This is a genomic window from Fontimonas sp. SYSU GA230001, from assembly GCF_040066175.1.
GTDB lineage: Bacteria > Pseudomonadota > Gammaproteobacteria > Nevskiales > Nevskiaceae > Solimonas.
Genome location: NZ_JBEAAM010000050.1, coordinates 1 through 1,942 on the forward strand (window position 1 = coordinate 1; position 1,942 = coordinate 1,942).

General features: G+C 64.4%; 2 protein-coding genes and 1 pseudogene. 2 read left to right on the top strand and 1 reads right to left on the bottom strand.

What is annotated here, in order from left to right; translation table 11 throughout:
- Positions 1-401, top strand: a pseudogene (locus AAG565_RS15665) (hypothetical protein); the annotation flags it as partial.
- The gene (locus AAG565_RS15670) at positions 398-913 is read left to right on the top strand and encodes a LacI family transcriptional regulator (RefSeq protein WP_348820581.1); all 516 of its coding nucleotides are present in this window, start codon (positions 398-400) and stop codon (positions 911-913) included. The pseudogene AAG565_RS15665 and the gene AAG565_RS15670, both read left to right, overlap by 4 nt.
- Before the next feature lie 2 nt (positions 914-915).
- Here AAG565_RS15670 and AAG565_RS15675 read toward each other — a convergent pair whose 3' ends face one another.
- The gene (locus AAG565_RS15675; protein ID WP_348820582.1) at positions 916-1,878 is read right to left on the bottom strand and encodes a nucleotidyl transferase AbiEii/AbiGii toxin family protein; all 963 of its coding nucleotides are present in this window, start codon (positions 1,876-1,878) and stop codon (positions 916-918) included.
- Positions 1,879-1,942 lie beyond the last annotated feature (64 nt).

Genomic DNA, 1,942 nt, shown 5'->3' on the forward strand with positions numbered 1-1,942 from the left:
TCAGAGTATTTCCGTCCCGATCACCACTGGACCGGCATGCCGCGGATTGCTGGACCGACATCGCGCGGAATCGTGGACCGACATTCGCGGAATGCGCAGTCCTCGACCAGTTGCGCGCGATCCTGCGCGCGCCCGATCTCCTGGGCGAGGTGTTGCCGCAGGCGATCGAGCTCGATCCGACCCTGGACGAAGCGCAAGTCACGGTGGCCATGACCCGGCTCGACGCGATCTGGGATCAGCTGTTCCCGGCGGAGCAGACCCGGATCGTCCGGCTGCTGGTCGAGAAGGTGATCGTGTCGCCCAACGACCTCGAGGTGCGGCTGCGCGCCAATGGCATCGAGCGTCTGGTGTTGGAGCTGCGTCCCGAGCCCGTCGAGCAGGCGGAGGAGGCGTTGGCATGACAAATTCGTCTGGAACGAATTTGGACAGCCGACAGGCTGGCCGCGAAGCGGCGGACTCCAGGGATGGAGTCCGCAACGACATCCGCATCCAGAAGACCGGTGAGCCGGACATTCTGCAGACGAGCGACGGCAGGCTGACCCTGTCGGTGCCGATCCAGATCAAACGCCGCAGCGGGCGCAAGCTGGTCACGCTGCCGAACGGCGAAACCGATCCCGTGCGGCCGTGGGATGTGACAGCGACGCCGCTCCAGTTGGCGCTGGCCAGGGGGCATCGCTGGCTGGCCATGCTGGAGTCGGGGGAAGCGAAATCACTGAAGGAGATCGCCGCACGGGAGGGGATCGACAACAGCTACGTGAGCCGGATGGTCAACCTCACCACGCTGGCGCCGGACATCGTGGCCGCAATCCTGGACGATACGCTGCCGAATCACGTCACGCTGTTCGACTTGGCGGTGGACCCGCCGGCGTTGTGGGATGAGCAGCGCGCGCGGATTGGGCTTGGAAGTGCCTGACCTCACGCCAGCCGATTGACCTTGTCCTCGATAACGGCGCAGGTTTCCAGAATCGCGTCGAACTCTGGCTGATCCGACACCAGCAGGCCGTCCTCGCGCATCGCCGCAAAATCCTGCGCCAACGCCGTGCGTGATGCGCCTTCCGGTACCAGCTTGAGCGAGCCGCTCACAGCCTCGACGTAGTCGATCTTGCCGCCGTTGGCATCCTTCTCGGCGAAGAACATCGACTTGTGCTCGGCCACCTGATGCGCCAGTTGCCGATCGGCGGCCGCCTTGTCGAAATGCTCGGTTCGCGCCAGCGCCGCCAGGTCGTACCAATGACGTGAATAGCGTTCGCCGCGCAGGCGTGCCTGACGGCAGTAGACGTGTGCGGCCGTGGCCTTCTCCCAGAACGTACGTTCGGCGGCCATGACCAAGGGCCGTGCCGTCGGAAAGGTCACGCCCTCGATCCACGGCGCGATGTCGCAAGCCACCGGATGGAACTGATGCGGCTCGCCCGTGGCCCGCGCCCCGAACTCCAGTTGGACAGTCGCGGAGACATAGCCCGTGCCGGTCTTCACGGCGGGATAGGCGATGATCAGCTTGTCGCGCTCCTGGCCGGCGAGACTCAAGTCCGCCTGCAAGCCGCTCGCGGCCAAGGCGTCTTCGATGATCGGGCGTACCGTCTGCTCGATCCACTCGGGAAGCCGTGCGCGTACCGCGCGAGTGATCTTCTTCTCTTGGCTCATCGATGCCGGAATCGGATTGCCTTCGCGCAGCAGATCCGGCACCAGGGCGCGGATGTCGTAGGTCAGATCGATGTCTTCCGAAAAGCGGTCGATGACCTTGTAGGCCTTGGAAAGCGACGTGCCGCCCTTGAACGTCAGCGTGTCGGCGATGGGGGAGGCGTAGATTGCCGAGAGCGTCCACACCACCCAGATGTCTTTTTCCAGGCTCTGTTGAAAAACGAGTGGGTTACCGGGCATGAGGGTTGACCGCGCCGAAGTCGAGTTTGCCGGCGATCAGGAAGATGACGGTTCTGGTCGTGTC

Excerpts from the sequence above, each read along its gene's own strand:
- AAG565_RS15670 (WP_348820581.1), top strand. The coding sequence starts at position 398 with ATGACAAATTCGTCTGGAACGAATTTGGACAGCCGACAGGCTGGCCGC.
- AAG565_RS15675 (WP_348820582.1), bottom strand. The coding sequence starts at position 1,878 with ATGCCCGGTAACCCACTCGTTTTTCAACAGAGCCTGGAAAAAGACATC.